Below are 2,481 nucleotides of genomic sequence, written 5' to 3' on the forward strand. Positions count from 1 at the left end.
TTAGCCGTGTCATCATCCAGACCGAAGACAAGGTCCATCCAGACATTTCCATCGGCACCCAAGTCGATAAGGACTATGGCTTCAATCTGCACGTTGCCCGTCAACGTAGTCTCGGTAAATGTCTCGTACACGTCACTGCCTTCGTTCTCAACAACGTATATCTCTGACGGAGAGATGACGCGTGTACCTGCTACGGCGATATCGCCGTCTCCATCTCCATCGAAATCATCGACGACCATATCCGTCATGTTGACATTGATACTGGCGATATCAGTTACCGTCATATCTCCATTCATATCATCGCCACTACCATCATTCTTCAGCCACTGGAGTTCAGTGCTAGCCCCTACACCATTGGATGATGCGATTACGTCAACTCCATTTGCACCGTCAAAATCGTATGCCACAAGATTGGTAATAGTGTAGGTGCCACCAGTTTCATCGAAGTTCTTTATTCCAGCTGAAGTAAATCCACCGGAGCCATCATTCTGCTGAAATTCTACCCGATGGTCCAAACCGCTAACATAGACTACATCATTATCCGAATCACCATCGAAGTCGCCAATAGCGACTGCCGTAACATCAGCTCCACTATTATCTGTGAAAATGCTACTCCAGCCACTGGTGAAAGGCGAAGTATCGGGATGCTGATAGGCCTTCACTTCAGTCGCTGCGGAATTATCAATTCCAATAACGATGTCCTTGTCGGAACTTCCCTTCAAATCGCCAATAGCAACTGAATAGATCTTACCACCAGCGTTGGACTGGATTACCGCAAAATCACTGGAGCTGCTTTCCCAGTTGCTGGCAGTCCAGGCACCCGAGCCCGGGCTTTTGAGGATAATCAGGTCTCCACCACCAGTTACAGCAACTACGTCATCATAGCCATCTCCGTCGATATCATACGAAGCAACGTCCCAGACATCACCGTTTACACCAGAGGTATCCAGCGTGATTGTAACACTTGTAGCAAAGTTACTGCTGGAATAGGCCCTGGTATTCTGGTAAATCTTGATGACTGAAGTTGTCGCTGACGACGCTACGTTGGTCCCGACAATCAGGTCGTCGTCTCCGTCATTATCAACGTCGCCCACAGCCATGCTGAAGACTCCGGCAGCTGCTTCGAGCTCGACGGCAGTGCTGAAGGTAGAGGTGTCAATAGTCCTGGAATTCGGTTGACCATCCTCAAACTCGACTACCTCAACCATGGATGAATCTTCATCAGCATCGTTCCAGGCCGTGATGTGGAGGTAGAAACTGAAGGTTATAGGCGTCGGAGTCGAGAGTTCCATCTCGCTTCCGGTCGCCGCAGCATCGATTAACGTGCCGCTGCTCCAGCTCCAGTCATCGCCGCCGCTGCCGGTGTACTCACGGATGACGCGCTTGGTGATGATACCGAACTGGCCAGTCACCTCAACCATCGAGTCCGCACCTGTGGGGATACCGAACTGCCGGTAGCCGGTGAGTGTGTTGCCGTCGGTGTCGATGAAGACGCGGACCGTGTCAACGCTGCTGTCGACCGGGAGCGGAACGCTCTGCTGGTTGCCGCTACCCTGCGTCGGGACGCTGTCGCCGCCGTTACCGCCGTCGCCACTCGGACGCGAACGTGCTTCCGCCTCCGGGATGGCAATGCCGCTGAGGACGTCGCCCTCGACGCTGAGGTAAAAGTAGGTCTCGCCAGCCTGCCGGGCGGTCGCGTACTCGCTGAGGTCGACATTGGGGTTCTCCACGTCGGATGACTCGTCAGCCAGCTTTGCGATGGCGTTCCAGTCGTTGAAGTTGCCGTCGATTGCAAGGCCGGGGCCATCCTGCTGCGAGTTGGCTGCCTGCTGGGCAGCAGAAGCAGCGTCAGCTACGGAAATGGGTCCAGAGTTGAGCGAGATTATCGAATCTGCCAAGTCCACGTTACCGGCACTGTCGCTGGTCTGCCACAGGACGCGTGCGTCGTTGCCCTCGCTCATGCCAAGGTCGAAGAGCGGAACCTGCGTCTCAACCGAGGTTCCGGCGGCTCGCGCGTTGAGGCTGGTGAGCGCGGTAAAGCCGTTCCAGTCATGGCTGTCGCGGCTGTCGTCGAAGGTGTAGAGCATTGAGGACCATACGGTCTGCGCCTGCCCGTAAATTTCGATGACGTGGTCGGCGCCCATGCCCGGCAGTGCGTAGCCGGTCGTCGCATCGTTATCGCTGTCGATGAGGATGCGCAGTGTATGGCCGCTCTGCGTTGTGAATATCGGCTCGGCAGTCGTCGTCAGGAATGACATGTAGACTGCGTCAGCCTGAACTGAAAATCCGACCAGGTTGATGTTGGAATTGCTGGTGTCGCTGAACGAATCAACAGTAACATCCACCCCCTCCCAGTCGGCGAGGGAGCCGTCGATACTGACCCGGCTGGCGTCGTCGGCTTCCCAGAGCACCAGGAACGAGACGCCGGCCAGCAGCAGGATGACTGCGGCGGCGGTCGCCGCCATAGCGTTCCGTGAAGCG

General features: G+C 55.5%; 1 protein-coding gene. It reads right to left on the reverse strand.

Annotation, left to right across the window (positions count from 1 at the left end; genetic code table 11):
• Positions 1 to 2,481 (reverse strand): VCBS repeat-containing protein (locus tag QGG57_06730; GenBank protein ID MDP7007858.1); only part of this gene is annotated, 2,481 nt, incomplete at both ends.

The organism is Candidatus Poseidoniia archaeon (genome assembly GCA_030748895.1).
Lineage (GTDB): Archaea > Thermoplasmatota > Poseidoniia > MGIII > CG-Epi1 > UBA8886.